The sequence below is a fragment of the Streptomyces sp. NPDC054863 genome (genome assembly GCF_053610825.1).
Genome location: NZ_JBSGZD010000150.1, coordinates 1 through 18,429, shown reverse-complemented (window position 1 = coordinate 18,429; position 18,429 = coordinate 1). Strand labels below are relative to the sequence as shown.

Genomic DNA, 18,429 nt, shown 5'->3' with positions numbered 1-18,429 from the left:
TCGTAGGACTCTACGACGCGGCCCCGGCGGTACGTACGAACGCGGGCGGGTCAGTGCGCGCCGGTGCCCGTCAGGGACTTGACCTCCAGCTCGGCGTACTTGCCCTTGTCCGGCTCCTCCTTGGAGAGGACCGAGCCGAGCCAGCCGAGCAGGAAGCCCAGCGGGATCGAGATCAGGCCCGGGTTCTCCAGCGGGAACCAGGCGAAGTCGACGCCCTTGAACATCGAGGTCGGCTTGCCGGAAACGACCGGCGAGAAGAGCACGAGGAACACCGCGGTGAAGAGGCCGCCGTAGATCGACCACAGCGCGCCCTGGGTGGTGAAGCGCTTCCAGAAGAGGCTGTAGAGGATCGTCGGCAGGTTGGCGGACGCGGCGACCGCGAAGGCCAGGGCGACGAGTCCTGCGACGTTGAGGTCGCGGGCGAGTGCGCCCAGCGCGATGGAGACGATGCCGATGAGGACGGTGGCCCAGCGGGCGGCCTTCATCTCCTCCTTCTCGGTGGCCTTGCCGCGCCGGATGACGTTCGCGTAGATGTCGTGCGCGAACGAGGACGACGAGGCGAGGGTGAGGCCCGCGACGACCGCGAGGATCGTGGCGAAGGCGACGGCCGAGATGACGGCGAGGAGGATCGCACCGCCGGTGGATCCCGCGCCGCCGCCGATTTCGAGTGCGGCGAGCGGCGCCGCGGTGTTGCCCGCCTTGTTGGAGGAGGTGATGTCCTCCGGCTTGAGGAGCGCCGCGGCGCCGAAGCCCAGCACGATCGTCATCAGGTAGAAGGCGCCGATGATGCCGATGGCCCAGTTCACGGACTTACGGGCGGCCTGTGCGGTGGGCACCGTGTAGAAGCGGATCAGGATGTGCGGCAGGCCCGCGGTGCCGAGGACGAGCGCGATGCCGAGCGAGATGAAGTCCAGTTTGGACATCGCGCTGACGCCGTACTTGAGGCCGGGTTCCAGGAACCCTTCCTTGCCGCTGTTGGTGGCGGCGGCGCCGAGGAGGTCGGACACGTTGAAGTTGAACTTCAGCAGGATCAGGAAGGTGATCAGCAGGGTGCCCGCGATCAGCAGGACGGCCTTGACCATCTGCACCCAGGTGGTGCCCTTCATGCCGCCGATGGTGACGTACACGATCATCAGTACGCCGACCAGGGCCACAATGGCGACCTTGCCGCCGTCGCTGGTGATGCCGAGCAGCAGCGAGACGAGGACGCCCGCACCGGCCATCTGCGCGAGCAGGTAGAAGATCGACACGACGATGGTGGAGGTGCCGGCCGCGGTACGGACCGGGCGCTGCTTCATGCGGTACGCGAGGACGTCGCCCATCGTGTAACGGCCGGAGTTGCGCAGCGGCTCCGCGACGAGCAGCAGCGCGACCAGCCAGGCCACCAGGAAGCCGATGGAGTACAGGAAGCCGTCGTAGCCGAAGAGGGCGATGGATCCCGCGATGCCGAGGAAGGACGCGGCGGACATGTAGTCGCCGGAGATCGCCAGGCCGTTCTGGAACCCGGTGAACTGACGGCCGCCCGCGTAGAAGTCGGAGGCGCTCTTGGTCTGCTTGCCCGCCCAGATGGTGATGACGAGGGTCGCGACGACGAACAGGCCGAAGAGGGTGATGATCAGGCCGCGGTGCTCGCTCGCGCCTTCGCCTGCGGCGAGCTGCAGGCCGATGTGGTGGACGGACACCGCGTCAGGCATGAGGGGGTTCATTCTCCGGCCTCCAGGCGGGACTTGATCGCTGCGGCCTTCGGGTCGAGCTTGGTCGCCGCGTGCCGCGAGTAGAACCAGGCGATGAGGAAGGTCGTCAGGAACTGGCCGAGACCGAAGACGAGTGCGACGTTGATGTTGCCGAAGACCTTCGTTCCCATGAAGCCGCCGGCGTAGTTCGACATCAGTACGTACAGCAGGTACCAGGCGATGAAGGCAATGGTCAGGGGGAAGGCGAAGGAGCGATGGGCACGGCGCAGTTCGCCGAATTCCGCGCTCTCCTGCACCTCGACGAACTGCTCCGTCGTAGGCCCGGCAGGGCTGGTTTCCGGACCGCCCTCGGGCGGTGGTGCATCGGTAGCCACGGATTCTCCTCGCGACGCGGGTGCGGTGGTGCGGGTCAAAGGGACCTCACTGGGACGGGGGCGGATGGTGCTTGCGTCCCCCTGACAACGGCACGGCGCCCGTGGCGACTCGGTTCAGCGGGCGCGTTTTCTTTTCCGAACTCATTGTCCGAACTCATTGATACGGAGCGTTGATCAGCGATAGCTTCGCTGGTCATGTACCCGTCCAACCGCGTCTCGGCGGTGGGGCGTTCGGCACGGATGATGTGGAGAACCCATGGCTCATCTGGGAAACAGACGGTCGCGCGCGCTGGCGATCCCTGTCGGTCTGGCTCTGACGGCCTCGCTCGGCTTCCTGCCGATGACCTCGGCGACGGCGGCTCCTCTTGAGGACGCTCCGGTCGCGGCACCCGCCGCGGACGGCCCCAAGCTGTCGTACGTCGTGAACGTCGACGGCGGTGCCTCGACGGCGAAGTCGGTCAAGAAGGCGATAGCCAAGGCCGGCGGCACCATAGTGACCTCGTACGACCGAATAGGCGTCATCGTCGTCACTTCCCAGAACCCGGAGTTCGGGAAGCAGATCCGCAAGGTGCGGGGCGTGGAGTCGGCCGGTGCCACGCGCACCGCGCCGATCAAGGCAGCCGCGACCACCGACGAGGGCGCCACGGAGCGGCTCTCCGCGAGCGAGGCGAAGGCCGCCGAGAAGAAGGCGTCCGCCGCCCAGGATCCGCTGGAGCCGCTGCTCTGGGCCCTGCCGAAGATCCGCGCGGACAAGGCGCACGAGAAGACCCTCGGTTCCAAGAAGGTCAACGTCACCGTCATCGACACGGGTGTCGACGACACCCACCCGGACCTGGCGCCGAACTTCGACGCCAAGGGCTCCGCGAGCTGTGTCGGCGGCAAGGCGGACACCACGGCGGGTGTGTGGCGTCCGAAGGCCGACGAGTCCGACCACGGCACGCACGTGGCGGGCACCATCGCCGCCGCGAAGAACGGCGTCGGCGTCACCGGTGTCGCGCCGAACGTCCGGGTCTCCGGCATCAAGGTCGCCGACGCGACCGGCTTCTTCTACACCGAGGCCGTCGTCTGCGCCTTCGTGTACGCGGCCGAGCACGGCGCGGACATCACGAACAACAGCTATTACACCGACCCTTGGATGTTCAACTGCAAGGACGACCCGGACCAGGGCGCCCTCGTGGAGGCGGTCGACCGGGCCCAGCGGTTCGCCTACAAGAAGGGCACGATCTCCGTGGCCTCGGCGGGCAACTCGAACTACGACCTCGGCGGCAAGGAGATCCTGGACACGTCGAGCCCCAACGACTCCACCCCGGGCAGCCGGACCGTCGACCCGAAGAAGTGCCTCGACATCCCGATGCAGCTGGACGACGTGGTGACGGTCTCCGCGACCGGTGCCAAGAACCTCAAGTCGTCGTACTCCAGCTACGGCAAGGGTGTCGTCGACGTGGCGGCGCCGGGCGGTGACCGGACGGCGTACCAGGAGCCCGAGGGCCCGGCCGTCAACGGCGCGATCCTCTCCACGGTGCCGGGCGGCGGCTACGGCTACAAGAACGGCACCTCGATGGCGGCCCCGCACGTCTCGGGCGTCCTCGCACTGCTGAAGTCGACGCACCCGGACGCCACTCCGAGGCAGCTGGAGCGCATGCTGACGACGCAGGCCGAGAGCACCGCGTGCGGTGAGCCGTACGACATCAACAAGGACGGCAAGATCGACGCGGTCTGCAAGGGCGGCGTGAACGACAACGGCTTCTACGGGGCCGGGATCATCGACGCACTGCGCGCTGTGCGCTAGGCGCTAGGCGCTAGGCGCTAGGCGTTCGCGGGGGGGGTGTGGGGAGCTGTGCGTGCGTGGTCGGCTGCGGGTTCGTCGTGGCTGGTCGCGCAGTTCCCCGCACCCCTGAAAGCGAGGCCCTCGTGAGCTTGGGTGCGAGGGGCTCGCGGCGCTAGAGGGGCTTGACGAGGACCTTGAGGGCGGTGCGGGTGTCCATCGCCTTGTAGCCGTCGGGGACCCCGTCGAGGCCGACGGTGAGGTCGAAGACGGGGGACGGGTCGATCGTCCCGTCGAGGACGTCGGTGAGGAGTTCCGGGATGTAGGCGCGTACCGGTGCCACTCCCCCGCGCAGCGCGATGTTCCGGCCGAACATGACGCCCAGGTCGACCCCGGTGGCGCTGCCGTGCGGCACGCCGACGTAGCCGATGGCGCCGCCGTCGCGGGCGATGGACACGGCGGTGTGCATGGACTGCTCGGTGCCGACCGCCTCGATCACGGAGTGCGCGCCCTGGCCGCCGGTCAGCTCCCGGACGGCGGCGACCGCTTCGTCACCTCTTGAGGCGACGACGTCCGTGGCGCCGAAGGCACGGGCGATGTCGGTACGGGAGCGGTGGCGGCCCATCGCGATGATCCGGTCGGCGCCGAGCCGCTTGGCGGCCAGCACGCCGCACAGGCCGACCGCACCGTCCCCGACGACCGCGACGGTCCCGCCGGGCCGGACACCTGCTCCTACGGCTGCGTGGTGGCCGGTGCCCATGACGTCGGCGAGGGTGGTCAGCGCGGTCAGCAGCCGGTCGTCGGACGCCGCGTCGGCGGGCAGCTTGACGAGGGTGCCGTCGGCGAGCGGGACGCGCACCGCCTCGCCCTGGCCGCCGTCGGAGCCGACGGAGCCCCAGAAGCCGCCCTGCGGGCAGGAGGTCGTCAGCCCCTCCGCGCAGTAGTCGCACGTCCCGTCGGACCAGACGAACGGCGCGACGACCAGGTCACCGACCCGGAAGGCCCGCACATCGGCGCCCGCCTCCTCGACGATGCCGAGGAACTCGTGGCCGATGCGCTGTCCCGGCTTCCTGGCCGACTCTCCCCGGTACGCCCACAGGTCGCTGCCGCAGATGCAGGCGCGGAGCACCCGTACGACCACATCGGTGGGCAGTTGGACGACCGGATCGGGGACCTCCTCGACCCGGATGTCATGGGGAGCATGGATGACGGTGGCACGCATGGGGGGCGTCCTTGCTGGTCAGAGGGCAGTGCGCCTTTCACCGTACGCCCGGGGCGTGGCCCCTGCGCGGCGGGCCCCGGCGTCCTTCTCCCCGATGGCCGGCCCCCTCGCGCCGAGCACCCCGAAGGCCAGCAGACACTGCGCCGCCGCATAGGTGGCCATCACCCAGAAGTCGGGTGCGGGCAGCTGCGGCCACTGGGCGACGCCGGTCGCGATGAGGGTGTCGGACAGCAGGAACAGGGCGCCGCCGACGCCCGCGTACACCCCGAGGCCGCTCGCGCGGAAGGCCATGACGGTGAGCAGCAGGCTGTACCCGGCGACCGGGATGCGCAGATCCGCGGGCAGGTCGGACCAGAGCAGTGCCACCGTGCCCACCAGCGCGAGGGCGTAGGCGGCGCCGAGCGGGCGGCGCATCGGCGCGCCCTTGAAGAGGAACAGGTAGCAGACGTGCCCCAGGGCGAAGGAGCCCATGCCGAGCATGAAGGCCGGTTCCGCCTCGAAGAGGAGGGCGACGTCGCCGCCCCAGCCGAGGAGCAGCGCCGCGATCAGCAGGCGCGGTCCGCCGCGTGCGGCGACGTGTCCGGCGAGCAGCGGCATCAGCAGTGGCTTCGCCGCCCGGTGCACGCCCTGGACGTCCGCGAGGAGACCGGCGAGGTCCACGGCGGTGGCGAGGAGGAAGGCGGCGAGGAGCCCGGTGGCGAGCGTCTCGCGGCTCGTCCGGCCTGCTAGGGCCGTGCCGCCGGGGCGGCTCTCGGGGCTCATGCGGCCGGCTCCGGCTGCTGCGCGGGGGTGGTCGGTCCGGTCGCGGCCGTCCCGGGCGCCGTCCTCGGCTGCCAGCCCGGCCCGCCGAAGACGCGCCCCGCCCGCTCCCGCCAGGTCCGCGCGGCCCGCACGTCGCGGGCGATGGCGGCGTACTCGTGGGTGGCGACGCGCAGCGGGTTGTAGGTCTCGATGTTCTTGGTCAGCCCGTAGACGGGACGGTCGCCCTCGCGCACGAAGGAGCGGAAGAGCCGGTCCCAGACGATCAGGATGCCGCCGAAGTTGCGGTCGAGGTAGCCGCCCTGCGAGGCGTGGTGCACCCGGTGGTGCGAGGGCGTGTTGAGTACGTACTCGAAGGGCCGCGGCAGCTTGCCGACCCGCTCGGTGTGCACCCAGAACTGGTAGACGAGGTTCGCGGACGAGCAGAACGCGAGGGCCGCCGGGTGCACTCCGCAGGCGATCAGCGGCAGGTAGAACGGCCAGACGGTGAGGGTCGTCCAGGGCTGGCGCAGCGCGGTGGTGAAGTTGAACTTCCGGCTGGAGTGGTGGACCACGTGGCAGGCCCACAGGATGCGTACGACGTGGTGGCCGCGGTGCGACCAGTAGTAGAAGAAGTCCTGCGCGAGCAGCATCAGCGGGATCGTCCACCACAGGACGGGGATGCGCGCGGGCGTCAGCTCGTACACCGCGGTGTAGACCGCGACGATCGGGATCTTCCAGAGGAGGTCGAAGCCGATGCTGCCGAGCCCCATGGCGATGCTGGTGGCGGCGTCTTTGGTCTCGTACCCCTCGGCGTCGTCGTCGGGGTGCAGGCGGTAGCTCACGATTTCGAGCACGGTGAGCAGGACGAAGGCGGGTATCGACCACAGCACGACATCGGGCAGGTTCGGCATGCCCGCACGATAGAGCCGCAGGCGGGGGCCCGACTAGGGGTTGTTACCGACAAGTATGTGAGAGGTTCTGTCAGGAGCGGTGATCAGGGGTGCGGCCGGTCCGTGTGCCGGTTCTCGTGGTACGTCGGCGAGGTGACCAGCGTCAGCAGCCGCTTGTCGATCTCGACCGGGTCGACGAGCTCGGCGAGGACCTGCGTCGGTACGGCGTCGGGGTCGCGCAGGAGCGCCATCATGAGGTGCTCGGCACCGGTGTGCTGGTGACCGAGCCCTACGGCGATCCGGCCCGCCTCGGCGACGAGGGCGTCGAATCGGGGCGTGGAACGGGGAGTTCGCTCGTCTCGCATACGTGCCATGGTGACCGATTCGCGCCCGGCACGGAACCGTGCGAACCACTCCTTCCGGGGCGCTTCCCGGGACCGTCGGCGCCAGGATCCGCCGGACGGGCCCCTATACGCCCACCGCTCCCAGCAGCGTCCCCGCCAGATACGTCACTCCCATCGCGAGGGCCCCTCCCGCCATGGTCCGCCACACCGCCGGGCGCGGCGGGGCCGACCCGAGACGGGCGCTCCCCCAGCCGGTGAAGGCCAGTGCCAGCAGGACCGAGACCACGGTGACGGGAAGCCGCCAGGATTCCGGTGGCAGGACGATCGCGAGCAGCGGGAGCAGCGCCCCGACCGTGAAGGCGGCGAAACTGGCCCAGGCGGCGTGCCAGGGGTTGGTGAGTGCGTCGGGGTCGATGCCCAGCTCCACGCGCGCGTGGGCACGCAGGGCGTCGCGCTCGGTGAGCTGCTCGGCGGCCTCGCGGGCCAGTTCCGCGGAGAGTCCGCGGCTCTCCAGGAGCTCGGTCAGCTCGTCGAGTTCCTCCTCGGGCTGTTCGCGCAGTTCCTCCTTCTCCAGCGTCAGGGCGGCCTTCTCGGCGTCGCGCTGGGTCGACACGGAGACGTACTCGCCCGCCGCCATCGACATGGAGCCGGCCAGGAGCCCGGCCAGGCCCGCCGTCAGGAGCGTGGCGCGGGAGTCGGTGGCGCCTGCCACGCCGACGACGAGGCCCGCGGTGGAGACGATGCCGTCGTTCGCACCGAGGACCCCGGCCCGCAGCCAGTTGAGGCGGGAGCCGAGGTCCTCGTGGTGGGGCTCGTAGCGTCCGTCGGGCCCGTGGCCGCCGTCCGGCTCGTGACTGTCCTTGGGCCCTCGGCCGCCCGTGGGCCCGCGGCTGCCCTGCTCGTCCGTCATGCCGGGGACGATGCCACTGCCGGGCTCACCAGACGCGTACCGACCCGCCCGGCGCGAAGGCGGGGCTCGTCGCGTCCGCCGGGACCTCCTCAAGAGGCCGCGCGATCTCCTCGACGGTCGGCCCCACCTCGGCGGCGACCGCGCCGAGGGCGTCCAGGTCGAATCCGTACACGCGGGCGGCGTTGCCGCCGACCATCGCGGCGACCTCCTCTTGAGGCAGCCCCGCGTACGCGATGCGCAGGCCCTCCCGCGAGTAGGGGGCGGTGCCCTCGTCGTGCGGGTAGTCGCTGCCCCACATGATCTTGTCGAGGCCGATCCTGTGGCGCAGCGGCACCTCATGAGGACGCATGAAGCTGGCGCCGACGAAGCAGTTGTCGCGCCACACCTCGCTGGGGCTGCTTCCCATGGAGGCGGCGAGCCCCGCGCCGAACCTGGACTCGGCGGTGGCCGCCTTCGTCGCCGCCGCGACGAGCCGCGAGTGGTAGTAGTCCAGCATCTCGACGATGCCGGGGATCCACCCGGAGCCCTGTTCGGTGAGGACCAGCCGCAGCCCCGGGTGCCGGGTGAAGGCGCCGCCGAAGACGAGGTGCCAGAGCGCCCGGTGCGAGAACCACGTCGTCTCGACCATGAAGACGGCGCGGGCGGCCGGTTCGTCGCCGAGCGGCGGGGACGCCGACCCGCCGTGGTGGTTGACCGGGACCTCCAGTTCCTCGCAGACCGCCCAGATCGGGTCGTACGAGGCCGAGTAGAGCTCCGGGATGCCGGAGCCCGGCGGGGCGCCCGGCAGGAGCACGCCGCCGGTCAGGCCCGCCTCCTTGCTGCGACGGATCTCCCGTACCGCCTCGTCGACGTCGTTGAGGAGGATCTGCGCGACGCCCGCCCTGCGGCCCGGCGCTTCCGCGCAGAAGTCGGTGAGCCAGCGGTTGTGGGCGCGCAGACCGGCCCACCGCTGCTCGTACTCCTCCCTGGTGGGCGCGGGTGCCATCAAAGAGGCGGAGGGGAAGAACGGCGGGATGGTGTTCGGGAAGACGACCTCGGCGACGATGCCGTCGGCCTCCAGCTCGGCGAGACGGCGGGCGGAGTTCCAGTTGCGGTCGGCGGTGTCGGCGAGGAGGTCCTCGTAGGGGTTGGTGTAGGTGGCCGCCCAGGCGTCGAAGTCGGCGTGGTGCTTCTTCTCCAGGTACGGCCTGTAGTCGAGGAGGTCGGCGCCGGCGTGGCAGTCGGCGGAGATCACGGTGTAGTGGTCCGGCACAGCGTGGTCCGGCACAGCGTGGTCCGGCACAGCGCGGTCCGGCACAGCGCGGTCCGGCACAGCGCGGTCCGGTTGCGGGTCGCCGGTCGTCACGGGCCTGGCCATCACAGGACCCCGATCTGCGGGAAGTCGTGGTCGGTGAGCCAGTGGCGGCCCACCTCGCGGGACTTGGACCAGGAGTGTTCCACCGCCGCCTGGTCCTGCGGCTGGCCCAGTTCGTCGGGCGTCGGCCCGATCCGGCGGGCGAGCGGCGCCAGCTTCTGCGTGTCGAAGCCGAAGACGTCGGCCGCCGCGAGGCCCAGGATGCGGCGGGTCTCGGTGACCGGGATGTCGTGGAAGGTGTTCTTCAGCCACTCGCGGGTCTTGGGCCAGGTGCCTTCGGGGTGCGGGAAGTCGCTGCCCCAGAGGATGTTGTCGACGCCGATCTCGTACCGCTGGGCGAGCTCGCGCCTCTTGGTGTTCGTGGCACAGACGAACACCTGCCGGTCCAGGTACTCGCTCGGGGAGCGCTTCAGCTCGGGGAACGGCGAGAGCTTCTTGCCGCCGTGCGAGCCCAGGTAGAGCCGGTCCATGAACCACAGCTGGTTCGGCAGCCACCAGCAACCGGACTCCGCCACCCCGAACTTGAGGCCGGGGTGCCGCTCGAAGGCCCCCGACCAGAGCAGGAACCACAGCGGGCGGGCCGGCCACCACGTCACTTCGCTGACGTAGATGCCGAGGTGGTCGCCGTACTCGTGCCGGGGTGCGGCGCCCGAGTGGGTGACGACCGGCATGCCCGTCTCGGCCGCCGCCGCCCACACCGGGTCGTAACGCCGGTCGTGGTAGGGCGCCTTGTCGACCCACATCGAGGGGATCATCAGGGCGCCGAGGCCGGACTCCTTGGCGCGGTGGACCTCGGCGACGACCTTGCCGACCTCGGCCGTGACGGGGAGGAGGGCGACGCCGCAGTGGCGATCCGGGTTCTCTCCGACGAACTCCGCGAGCCACCGGTTGTGCGCCTGCGCGCCCGCCATACCGAGCGCCGGGTCCTGGTCGCCGGAGAGGCCGAGCCCGACGCCGAAGGGGGCCGCGGTCTGGCTGTCGACGGCGTCGGCGTCCGGGAAGACGACCTCGGCGGCCACCCCGTCGCCGTCCAGTTCCTTGAGGCGCTGGGCGCTGTCCCAGCCGCCGCGCAGGCCTTCCTCGTTGTCCTGGAACCACTTGGTGGCGAAGGCCTCGTTACGGACGCCGAGCCGGGTCATCGCCTCGCGGCGGGCATCGCGCTGCCCGAGGAATTCGTCGAAGTCGCGGTGGAAGGCGCTGTCCAGGTAGGGCCGGTACTGCTCGGTCGGCAGACCGGCGTGGCAGTCGGAGGAAATGATCAGGTAGGGGTCCCGATCGGTCATGGTGCGCTCACGCCTCTCGGTCGAGGATGAAGTTCTCCAGGTACGACGGATTGGCGCGGTCCAGCATCGACTGCGACCGCGCCCGGATCTGCCGGTCGCTGTGCTCGCTCGCGGGGAGCATCCAGAAGCGGTCCGCCCTGATCCCGTCCACGACGGTCCCCGCGACCTCCTCGACCGGCGTGAACTCGATCTCCCGGCCCGCCTCCTTCATCGCCGCCTCCCACTGTTCGAGGCTGCGGTACGGCGACTTGCGCGGGCGCTCCTTGGCATAGCGCGGGGGCCGGTTGCGGTGCGACTCCCACAGGCCGGTGCGCAGCATGTGCGGCCCCGGGAACAGCACCGAGGCGCCCACCTGCGCCTGCTCCGCCTTGAGGTGCGCGTACAGCGACTCGGTCAGGGTCACGACGGCGGACTTGGTGACGGCGTACACGGAGGCGGTCGGCAGCGGTGCGATGCCGCCGTCCCCCGACGACGTGTTGACGATGTGCCCCGGTGCGCCGCCCGCCAGCATGCGCGGCACGAAGGCCTGCACGCCGTGGAAGACGCCCCAGACGTTGACGGCGAACGCCCACTTCCAGTCGTTCGGCTCGTGCTCCCACATGCGGCCCTCGGCGCCGGACCCGACACCGGCGTTGTTGCACAGCACGTGCACCGCGCCGAAGGTGTCGTACGAGGCGTCCGCCAGCTCCCGCACGGAGTCGCGCTCGCTGACGTCCACGACGCGCGCCAGGACCTGCGCCCCGCCCTCCCGGAGCTCGGCGGCGGCCTTGTCGAGCGCGCCCTCCTCGACGTCCGCGAGGACGACCTTGAGCCCTTCGTCGGCGAACCGCCGCGCCATCGCGAGCCCGATGCCGCTCGCGGCGCCGGTGACGACGGCGACCTGTCCCGCCCGCAGCTCCATCAGACGCTCCCTTCCGGCGGGCCGTCGAGGATCTGCTGCGGGTCGTCGTAGCGCTGGTGGATGTACGGCAACAGGGCCTGCGCGTCGACCCGTTCGACGACCTTGCCGCTCTGGTCGCTGGTCTTCTCGCCGAGCGTGATCTCTACGAGGCGGCGGACGGGGAGGTCTGCCACGGGGTCGTACATCGACTCGCGGAGCACGACGTCACCGCTCACCTTCTCCAGCCTGCGCACCTTCTCGTGCCGCGTGCACTGCACGAGGACCGGGTCCGCGTCGAAGCCGTGCCCGTCCACGGCGGGCAGGAACTTGAAGTAGAAGTCGATCTTCTCGATGGGCTCCTCCGGCACCGGAAGCACTCCGTCCACCGCGCCGCGCACCTCCACGAAGGCGATCCCGTGCCGCGCGAGGGACGCCCGCAGGACCAGGCCTTCGCGCTCCACGGTCACCTCGCCGAGCTTCTTCGGCTCGCCGAACACCTCGCGTCCGCCGATCAGCGCCCGCTCGTGGGTCATCGGCATGACCAGGGGGTACCAGCCCTCGCGCCCGCCGTACTCGGCGGCGACCGCCACCGAGCCCGCGCCGAGCGGGTAGCCCGGCAGGTCGACCTTGCTGATGTTGGCGCGGACCAGGGGCCGGCCGGTGGGTTTGAGGGGCGGCGGCAGGACGGCCGCCACCGCGTCGGGGTCGCTCTCCCACACCGCCACCACACCGGTGGACCAGATGTCGGGGAGCTTGGAGCTCCTGGTGCGCGCCGCATCGATCTCGGCCTCGGTGCGCGCTCCGTACCGTACGCGTGTCATCGCCGTACCACCCTTCGTCGGTCGTGCCGTTCTCGGGTCGGTCCTGTAACACAGTTACAGCAGTGGCGATGAAGGGTAAAGAGCCGTGCAGCAAAGGAAGTTGAGGACCTGATGCCGAGCCTGGGGAACTGATGACGAGAGCGTCGCTCACCCGCGAGGAAGTGCTCGTCGCCGCCGCCCGGTACGTCAGGCAGCACGGCCCGGACGCCCTCACCATGCGCAAACTGGCCGCCGAGCTGGGCACTGCGGTCACCTCGATCTACTGGCACGTCGGCAACCGCGAGGCCCTCCTCGACGCCCTCGTCGAGCGCACCGTCCACGAGCTGGCCGCCATCCGGCCGCGCGGGCGCACCCCCGGCGAGCGCATCGTCTCCGTCGCCCGCGCCCTGCGCCGCGATCTGCGCGCGCACCCGCACCTGGTGGCGATGGTCCACGAACGCGGACTGACCGAGCGGATGTTCCTGCCCGCCCAGCAGGCCCTGGTGCACGAGGTGCACGCGGCGGGCCTGCGCGGTGCGCGCGCGGCGGAGGCCGTACGGGCGGTCCAGTACCAGGTCGTCGGGTACGTCCTGGTCGAGCGCAACCGCGAGCGCTCGCCCGCGCAGCACCCCGGCGAGGAGGACCTGTGGGACGAGGCGGCGGCGGAGCAGGACCCGGGCCTGGCACGGGCGCTGGCGGGTCCTGTGGACTCGGAGAAGCTGTTCGTGGTGTCGGTGCGGGCGCTGGTGGAGTCGCTGGTGGGCCGGGCGGGCAGGGGCTCCGGGCTGGGCGAATAGGGGACTGTCGGTCCCGGCCCGTATTCTCTGTGACCATGCTCGATGACCAGACGACAGCGGCAGCACCCTGGCCGACCGCCTACCCGCAGGGGTACGCGGTCGTCGACGTGGAGACCACCGGGCTCTCCCGCGACGACCGCATAATCTCCGCTGCCGTCTACCGGCTGGACGCGCACGGCGACGTCGTCGACCACTGGTACACCCTGGTCAACCCCGAGCGGGATCCGGGGCCGACCTGGATCCACGGCCTGACCAGCGACGTGCTGAGCGGCGCACCGCTGTTCCCGGAGATCGTGGGCGAGCTGTCCGAGCGGCTCGACGGTCGGGTGCTCGTCGCACACAACGCGATGTTCGACTGGTCGATGCTCGCCCGGGAGTACGCACGGGCCGGGCACACCGCCCCGGTGCGGCAGCGGCTGTGCACCATCGCGCTCTCCAAGGAGCTGGCGCTGCCGCTGCCCAACCACAAGCTGGCGTCGCTGGCCGCGCACTTCGGCGTCGTGCAGCAGCACGCGCACCACGCGCTGGACGACGCGCGGGTGCTCGCCGAGGCGTTCCGGCCGAGCCTGCACGCGGCGGCGCAGGGCGGGGTCCGGCTGCCGCTCCTGGAGTGCAGGCCGCTGACCGAGTGGTCGGACGCGCCCGCCAAGCCGCGGATCGGCTACCAGGCTTCGTACGGCGGGAACGGCGGAACAGGTGGCGGCGGCCAGGCCAGTTGGCGGCCCTCGCGCAAGCGGCCCGCCTGCCCGCATCCCAACCCCGGGCGCTACCGGGCGGACAAGCCCCTGATGCAGGGGATGCGGGTGGCATTCTCCGGCGACACGTCGGTGGACCGCGACCTCCTGGAGGACCGTACGGTCGAGGCGGGACTGCACGTCGCGTCGAGCGTGTCGCGACTGACGAGCCTCCTCGTCACCAACGACCCGGACTCGGCGACGTCCAAGACGGTCAAGGCCAAGTCCTTCGGCACGCCGGTCGTCGACGAGGCCGCGTACACACATCTGCTGCGCGACGTGGCCCCCGCACCGTCGGACGGGTGACGCACGGGCCCGTGACGGGCGGGCCTGCACCTCCCGCCCGCCCCCGGCCTGCACCCTGTGGCGCATGGCACGATGCGAGGTTTGCGGAAACGACTACGGCATGTCCTTCGAGGTGCACGCGCAGGGCGCGATGCACGTCTTCGACTGTTTCGCCTGCGCCATCCACCGGATGGCCCCGATCTGCGAGCACTGCCGGTGCCGCATCATCGGCCAGGGCGTCGAGGTCGAGGGCCAGTGGTACTGCGGTGCGCACTGCTCCCGGGCGGAGGGGAAGGTGGGCATCGTCGACAAGGTGTGAGGCCCGGACCTGCTCCCGGCCCCGGCCCCGGCCTCCCCGGACCCGCACACAGGTCGCGTCCCCCGGCTCGGGCAACCCGCCCACCGGGGGACTTCTCGCGCCAGGTACCGTCAAAGCGTGTACCGCTTCCTGTTGACCCGGCAGTGGGTGATCCTCACCCTCCTGGCGCTGGTCCTCATCCCCGCGATGGTTGAGCTCGGCTTCTGGCAGTTCCACCGCCACGAGCACAAGGTCGCGCAGAACCAGCTGATCGCCGGGAACCTCAGGGCGAAGCCGAAGCCCGTGACCGAGCTCACCTCGCCGGGCCACACCGTCCCCACCGCCGACTTCTGGCGGGGGGCGACCGCCACCGGCACCTTCGACACCGCGCACGAGGTCGTCGTACGGCGCAGGACCTCCGCCGACGACAAGGTCGGCTTCCACGTCCTGACACCGCTGGACCTCAAGGGCGGCGGCACCCTCCTCGTCAACCGCGGCTGGGTCTCGTTCGGAGCCGACCAGCAGGCCTTCCCGATCATCCCGGCGCCGCCCAAGGGCGAAGTCACCGTCACCGGCCGCCTCAAGGCGGACGAGACGACGTCCGGCAGCGGCATCAAGGACCTCGAAGGACTGCCGCCGCGGCACGTCATGCTGATCAACAGCGCCCAGCAGTCCAAGCTGCTCGGCCGCCCGGTACTCGGCGGCTACCTCGAACTGACCTCGCCCGCCCCGCACGACGGCAGCCCGGAGCCGATCGTCGAGCCGGAGTCCGACGCGATCGGCCCGCACATGGCGTACGCCGTGCAGTGGTGGCTGTTCGCGGCGGCCGTCCCGGTCGGCTGGGTCATTCTCGTACGGCGCGAGAAGCGCGAGCGGGACGCGGCGGCGCTGGCCCGGCAGGACGCCGCGGCCGAGGAACCCGCCACCGCCCCCGCCTAACGCTCCCCAGGAAGTACCGCTGCGTGACCGATGTGGCTGCTTAGCTCCGCGCCCCGCCGGGAAGACGCCTGAGCGTGACCCAACGCATCGAGGACTACGCGCTCATCGGGGACCTCCAGACCGCGGCCCTGGTCGGCCGCGACGGTTCCGTCGACTGGCTCTGCCTGCCCCGCTTCGACTCCGCCGCCTGTTTCGCCGCGCTGCTCGGCGACGCGGAGAACGGGCACTGGCGGCTGGCCCCCGAGGGAGCGGGCAACTGCACCTCCCGCTCCTACCGGGGCAATTCACTGGTCCTGGAGACGGTGTGGGAGACCCGGTCGGGCAGCATCAAGGTCACCGACTTCATGCCGCAGCGCGACCGGGCCCCCGATGTCGTACGCATCGTGGAGGGCCTGTCCGGCAAGGTCACCGTGCACTCGGCGCTCCGGCTGCGCTTCGACTACGGGAACATCGTGCCGTGGGTGCGCCGCACCGACGGCCACCGGGTCGCGGTCGCGGGCCCGGACGCGATCTGGCTGCGCGACGTGCCACGGGCGGCAGGCACCTCGCATGCGGACGCCGGCACGGACGCGGATGCGGACGCCGGCACAGGCCCGGACGCCGACACGGACGGGGACGCCGGTCCTGCTCCCCATGTCAGGACATGGGGTCAGCAGTACAGCACCCGCTCCGCCTTCACCGTCCGCGAGGGCGAGCAGGTCGCGTTCGTCCTCACCTGGCACCCGTCCCACGAGCCCCGCCCGCCGCTCATCGACCCGTACGAGTCCCTGGAGCACAGCCTTGAGGACTGGGAGGAGTGGGCGGCCAAGTGCACGTACGAAGGCCCCTACAGGGAAGCCGTGGTGCGCTCCCTCATCACCCTCAAGGCCCTCACCTACGCCCCCACCGGCGGCATCGTCGCCGCCCCCACGACCTCGCTCCCCGAGGAGATCGGCGGCGTCCGGAACTGGGACTACCGGTACTGCTGGCTGCGCGACTCCACCCTCACGCTCGGCTCGCTGGTCTCCGCCGGATACCTCGACGAGGCGGCGCAGTGGCGCGACTGGCTGCTGCGCGCGGTCGCCGGTGACCCCGCCGATCTGAAGATCATGTACGGAATCTCGGGCGAGCGGCGGCTGCCCGAGCTGGAACTGCCGTGGCTGGCGGGGTACGAGGGGTCGTCCCCCGTCCGGATCGGCAACATCGCCGCCGACCAGTTCCAGCTGGACGTGTACGGGGAGGTCGTCGACTCCCTGTACGTGGCGCGGGAGGCGGGCCTCGCCGCCAAGCCGCACGCCTGGAACCTCCAGCTCAGCCTCCTCGGCTTCCTGGAGTCGATGTGGCGCGAGCCGGACGAGGGGATGTGGGAAGTGCGCGGTCCGCGCCGCCACTTCGTGCACTCCAAGGTCATGGCGTGGGTCGCCGCCGACCGCGCGGTACGCACCCTGGAGGCGGACCCCACGCTGCCGGGGGACGCGGCGCGCTGGCGGACGATGCGCGACGAGGTGCACCGGGAGGTGTGCGAGAAGGGCTACGACCCGGAGCGCAACACCTTCACCCAGTCGTACGGCTCGGCGGAACTCGACGCCGCCGCCCTCCTCATCCCCCAGGTCGGCTTCCTCCCGCCGGACGACCCGCGGGTGGTGGGCACGGTGGAAGCGGTACGCGCGGAACTCGGCCGGGGCGGCGCCTTCCTCCGGCGCTACAGCGCCGACGAGTCCCTGCGGGGCAACCGGGTCGACGGACTGCCCGGCGGCGAGGGCGCGTTCCTGGTCTGCTCGTACTGGCTGGCGGACGCGCTGCTGCTCACGGGGCGGGTGAAGGAGGCCCGCGAACTCTTCGAGAAGCTGCTCGCCCTGCGCAACGACGTGGGGCTGCTGGCCGAGGAGTACGACCCGGTGGCGGGCCGCCAGCTGGGCAACTTCCCGCAGGCGTTCAGCCACATCGGTCTGGTGGGCACGGCCCAGGCACTGGCCAGGGAGGAGACGGGCCGGGGTGAGGCCGCCGGCCGGGAGGGTGCAGGATAGCGCCATGGATCTTGGACTGAAGGACCGTGTGTACGTCGTCACCGGAGCGAGCCGTGGCCTGGGCTTCGCCGCCGCGCGCGAACTGGTGGCGGACGGCGCGAAGGTGCTCCTCACCGCGCGCGACGAGAAGGCCCTCACGGCAGCGGCGGGCGAACTGGGACCGAACGCGGTGCCCCTGGCCGCGGACAACGCCGACCCGGAAACGGCCGCCCGCCTCGTCGAGGAGGCCCGCAGCCGCTTCGGCCGGTTCGACGGCATCCTCATCAGCGTCGGTGGTCCGCCGGCCGGCGGGGCCGCGGACAACACCGACGAGCAGTGGCGGGACGCGTTCGAGTCCGTCTTCCTGGGCGCGGTACGACTCGCCCGCGCGGCGGCCGGCTCCCTCTCCGAAGGCGGCGTGATCGCCTTCGTCCTCTCGGCGTCCGTCCACGAGCCGATCCCCGGCCTGACCATCTCCAACGGCCTGCGCCCGGGCCTCGCGGGCTTCGCGAAGTCGCTCTCCGAGGAGGTCGGGCCGCGCGGGATCCGCGTGGTCGGCCTGCTTCCGGCCCGCATCGACACGGACCGGGTCCGCTACCTGGACTCCCTCGCCGCAGATCCCGACGCGGCCCGGGCCACCCACGAGGCACGCATCCCGCTGCGCCGGTACGGGACGGCGGAGGAGTTCGGCCGAACGGCAGCATTCCTCCTCTCACCGGCGGCGTCGTACGTGACGGGGGTCATGCTGCCGGTGGACGGGGGCGCACGACACGGCTTCTGAGGCCGGAACATCCTCAGCCCGCCCGGCACCTCCAGCCCACCCGGCGCCTTTCAGCCCGCCCGGCACCCTTTCAGCCCGTCCGGCACCCTTTCAGCCCGTCCGGCGTTTGAGGACGCGCGGCGCAGCCGTGCACCGGGCGCAGCCCGGGACCCCAGCCCCCCACCGGGCGCGAGCCGTGCCCCTTTCCCGCCCCGCGGCGAGCGGTTTAGGGGAAGGGGCGGGGAGGGGCCATCCCGCGAAGCGGCCCACCGGCCCGCACCGGTGCGTGTGCCGGAGCAAGGGGGCGGGGCTCCGCGTGGGGGGCCGCCCCCTTGCCCACCCGTCCCGCCCCCGGGGGGCGGCCCCGCTGCCCA

General features: G+C 71.3%; 18 protein-coding genes. 7 read left to right on the top strand and 11 right to left on the bottom strand.

Annotated features, from left to right (window positions below):
• Window positions 1-50: 50 nt before the first annotated feature.
• Entirely contained in the window at window positions 51-1,694 is a 1,644-nt protein-coding gene (locus ACWGIG_RS23995; RefSeq protein WP_453323712.1) for a solute symporter family protein, read from the bottom strand.
• Between the two features lie 8 nt (window positions 1,695-1,702).
• A complete protein-coding gene (locus ACWGIG_RS23990; protein WP_453323711.1) occupies window positions 1,703-2,068 on the bottom strand; it encodes a DUF485 domain-containing protein in 366 nt (121 codons plus the stop codon).
• Window positions 2,069-2,324: 256 nt separating this feature from the next.
• Between ACWGIG_RS23990 and ACWGIG_RS23985 the strand changes: the two genes are divergently transcribed.
• Window positions 2,325-3,857 (top strand): S8 family serine peptidase, encoded by a 1,533-nt coding sequence (locus tag ACWGIG_RS23985; RefSeq protein ID WP_453323710.1) that lies wholly within the window; start codon window positions 2,325-2,327, stop codon window positions 3,855-3,857.
• A 151-nt stretch (window positions 3,858-4,008) separates the two neighbouring features.
• On the opposite strand, the gene ACWGIG_RS23980 is transcribed toward ACWGIG_RS23985, so the two are convergent.
• The 9 genes from ACWGIG_RS23980 to ACWGIG_RS23940 form a co-directional block, all read right to left on the bottom strand.
• A complete protein-coding gene (locus ACWGIG_RS23980; protein WP_453323709.1) occupies window positions 4,009-5,055 on the bottom strand; it encodes a zinc-dependent alcohol dehydrogenase family protein in 1,047 nt (348 codons plus the stop codon).
• Between the two features lie 18 nt (window positions 5,056-5,073).
• A complete protein-coding gene (locus ACWGIG_RS23975) occupies window positions 5,074-5,817 on the bottom strand; it encodes a lysoplasmalogenase (RefSeq protein ID WP_453323708.1) in 744 nt (247 codons plus the stop codon).
• Complete coding sequence (locus ACWGIG_RS23970; protein ID WP_453323707.1) at window positions 5,814-6,707, bottom strand: sterol desaturase family protein; 894 nt, start codon at window positions 6,705-6,707, stop codon at window positions 5,814-5,816. Before ACWGIG_RS23970 ends, ACWGIG_RS23975 begins: the two co-directional genes overlap by 4 nt.
• An 83-nt stretch (window positions 6,708-6,790) precedes the next feature.
• The gene (locus ACWGIG_RS23965; protein WP_453323706.1) at window positions 6,791-7,051 is read right to left on the bottom strand and encodes a Clp protease N-terminal domain-containing protein; all 261 of its coding nucleotides are present in this window, start codon (window positions 7,049-7,051) and stop codon (window positions 6,791-6,793) included.
• A gap of 103 nt (window positions 7,052-7,154) precedes the next feature.
• On the bottom strand, window positions 7,155-7,940 hold the full coding sequence (locus tag ACWGIG_RS23960) for a VIT1/CCC1 transporter family protein (RefSeq protein WP_453323705.1): 786 nt from the start codon (window positions 7,938-7,940) through the stop codon (window positions 7,155-7,157).
• A gap of 25 nt (window positions 7,941-7,965) precedes the next feature.
• A complete protein-coding gene (locus ACWGIG_RS23955) occupies window positions 7,966-9,207 on the bottom strand; it encodes an amidohydrolase family protein (protein ID WP_453323704.1) in 1,242 nt (413 codons plus the stop codon).
• A gap of 89 nt (window positions 9,208-9,296) precedes the next feature.
• Complete coding sequence (locus tag ACWGIG_RS23950) at window positions 9,297-10,577, bottom strand: amidohydrolase family protein (RefSeq protein WP_453323703.1); 1,281 nt, start codon at window positions 10,575-10,577, stop codon at window positions 9,297-9,299.
• 7 nt (window positions 10,578-10,584) lie between these two features.
• Window positions 10,585-11,478, bottom strand: a complete 894-nt coding sequence (locus ACWGIG_RS23945) for an SDR family oxidoreductase (protein WP_453323702.1) — start codon at window positions 11,476-11,478, stop codon at window positions 10,585-10,587.
• Window positions 11,478-12,278 carry an acetoacetate decarboxylase family protein gene (locus ACWGIG_RS23940; RefSeq protein ID WP_453323701.1) on the bottom strand — a complete coding sequence of 267 codons (801 nt, stop codon included), beginning with the start codon at window positions 12,276-12,278 and terminating at the stop codon, window positions 11,478-11,480. Before ACWGIG_RS23940 ends, ACWGIG_RS23945 begins: the two co-directional genes overlap by 1 nt.
• A 131-nt stretch (window positions 12,279-12,409) precedes the next feature.
• Between ACWGIG_RS23940 and ACWGIG_RS23935 the strand changes: the two genes are divergently transcribed.
• The 6 genes from ACWGIG_RS23935 (at window position 12,410) to ACWGIG_RS23910 (ending at window position 18,076) form a co-directional block, all read left to right on the top strand.
• A complete protein-coding gene (locus tag ACWGIG_RS23935) occupies window positions 12,410-13,054 on the top strand; it encodes a TetR/AcrR family transcriptional regulator (RefSeq protein WP_453323700.1) in 645 nt (214 codons plus the stop codon).
• Window positions 13,055-13,083: 29 nt separating this feature from the next.
• Window positions 13,084-14,094 (top strand): DEDDh family exonuclease, encoded by a 1,011-nt coding sequence (locus ACWGIG_RS23930; protein WP_453323699.1) that lies wholly within the window; start codon window positions 13,084-13,086, stop codon window positions 14,092-14,094.
• A 64-nt stretch (window positions 14,095-14,158) separates the two neighbouring features.
• Entirely contained in the window at window positions 14,159-14,392 is a 234-nt protein-coding gene (locus ACWGIG_RS23925) for a hypothetical protein (protein WP_453323698.1), read from the top strand.
• Between the two features lie 117 nt (window positions 14,393-14,509).
• On the top strand, window positions 14,510-15,310 hold the full coding sequence (locus tag ACWGIG_RS23920; protein WP_453323697.1) for an SURF1 family cytochrome oxidase biogenesis protein: 801 nt from the start codon (window positions 14,510-14,512) through the stop codon (window positions 15,308-15,310).
• Window positions 15,311-15,384: 74 nt separating this feature from the next.
• Window positions 15,385-17,316 (top strand): glycoside hydrolase family 15 protein, encoded by a 1,932-nt coding sequence (locus tag ACWGIG_RS23915; protein WP_453323696.1) that lies wholly within the window; start codon window positions 15,385-15,387, stop codon window positions 17,314-17,316.
• 4 nt (window positions 17,317-17,320) lie between these two features.
• Complete coding sequence (locus ACWGIG_RS23910; protein ID WP_453323695.1) at window positions 17,321-18,076, top strand: SDR family oxidoreductase; 756 nt, start codon at window positions 17,321-17,323, stop codon at window positions 18,074-18,076.
• Window positions 18,077-18,429: the final 353 nt, after the last annotated feature.

Excerpts from the sequence above, each read along its gene's own strand:
- ACWGIG_RS23995 (WP_453323712.1), bottom strand. The coding sequence starts at position 1,694 with ATGCCTGACGCGGTGTCCGTCCACCACATCGGCCTGCAGCTCGCCGCA.
- ACWGIG_RS23985 (WP_453323710.1), top strand. The coding sequence starts at position 2,325 with ATGGCTCATCTGGGAAACAGACGGTCGCGCGCGCTGGCGATCCCTGTC.
- ACWGIG_RS23980 (WP_453323709.1), bottom strand. The coding sequence starts at position 5,055 with ATGCGTGCCACCGTCATCCATGCTCCCCATGACATCCGGGTCGAGGAG.
- ACWGIG_RS23975 (WP_453323708.1), bottom strand. The coding sequence starts at position 5,817 with ATGAGCCCCGAGAGCCGCCCCGGCGGCACGGCCCTAGCAGGCCGGACG.
- ACWGIG_RS23970 (WP_453323707.1), bottom strand. The coding sequence starts at position 6,707 with ATGCCGAACCTGCCCGATGTCGTGCTGTGGTCGATACCCGCCTTCGTC.
- ACWGIG_RS23965 (WP_453323706.1), bottom strand. The coding sequence starts at position 7,051 with ATGCGAGACGAGCGAACTCCCCGTTCCACGCCCCGATTCGACGCCCTC.
- ACWGIG_RS23960 (WP_453323705.1), bottom strand. The coding sequence starts at position 7,940 with ATGACGGACGAGCAGGGCAGCCGCGGGCCCACGGGCGGCCGAGGGCCC.
- ACWGIG_RS23950 (WP_453323703.1), bottom strand. The coding sequence starts at position 10,577 with ATGACCGATCGGGACCCCTACCTGATCATTTCCTCCGACTGCCACGCC.
- ACWGIG_RS23945 (WP_453323702.1), bottom strand. The coding sequence starts at position 11,478 with ATGGAGCTGCGGGCGGGACAGGTCGCCGTCGTCACCGGCGCCGCGAGC.
- ACWGIG_RS23940 (WP_453323701.1), bottom strand. The coding sequence starts at position 12,278 with ATGACACGCGTACGGTACGGAGCGCGCACCGAGGCCGAGATCGATGCG.
- ACWGIG_RS23935 (WP_453323700.1), top strand. The coding sequence starts at position 12,410 with ATGACGAGAGCGTCGCTCACCCGCGAGGAAGTGCTCGTCGCCGCCGCC.
- ACWGIG_RS23925 (WP_453323698.1), top strand. The coding sequence starts at position 14,159 with ATGGCACGATGCGAGGTTTGCGGAAACGACTACGGCATGTCCTTCGAG.
- ACWGIG_RS23910 (WP_453323695.1), top strand. The coding sequence starts at position 17,321 with ATGGATCTTGGACTGAAGGACCGTGTGTACGTCGTCACCGGAGCGAGC.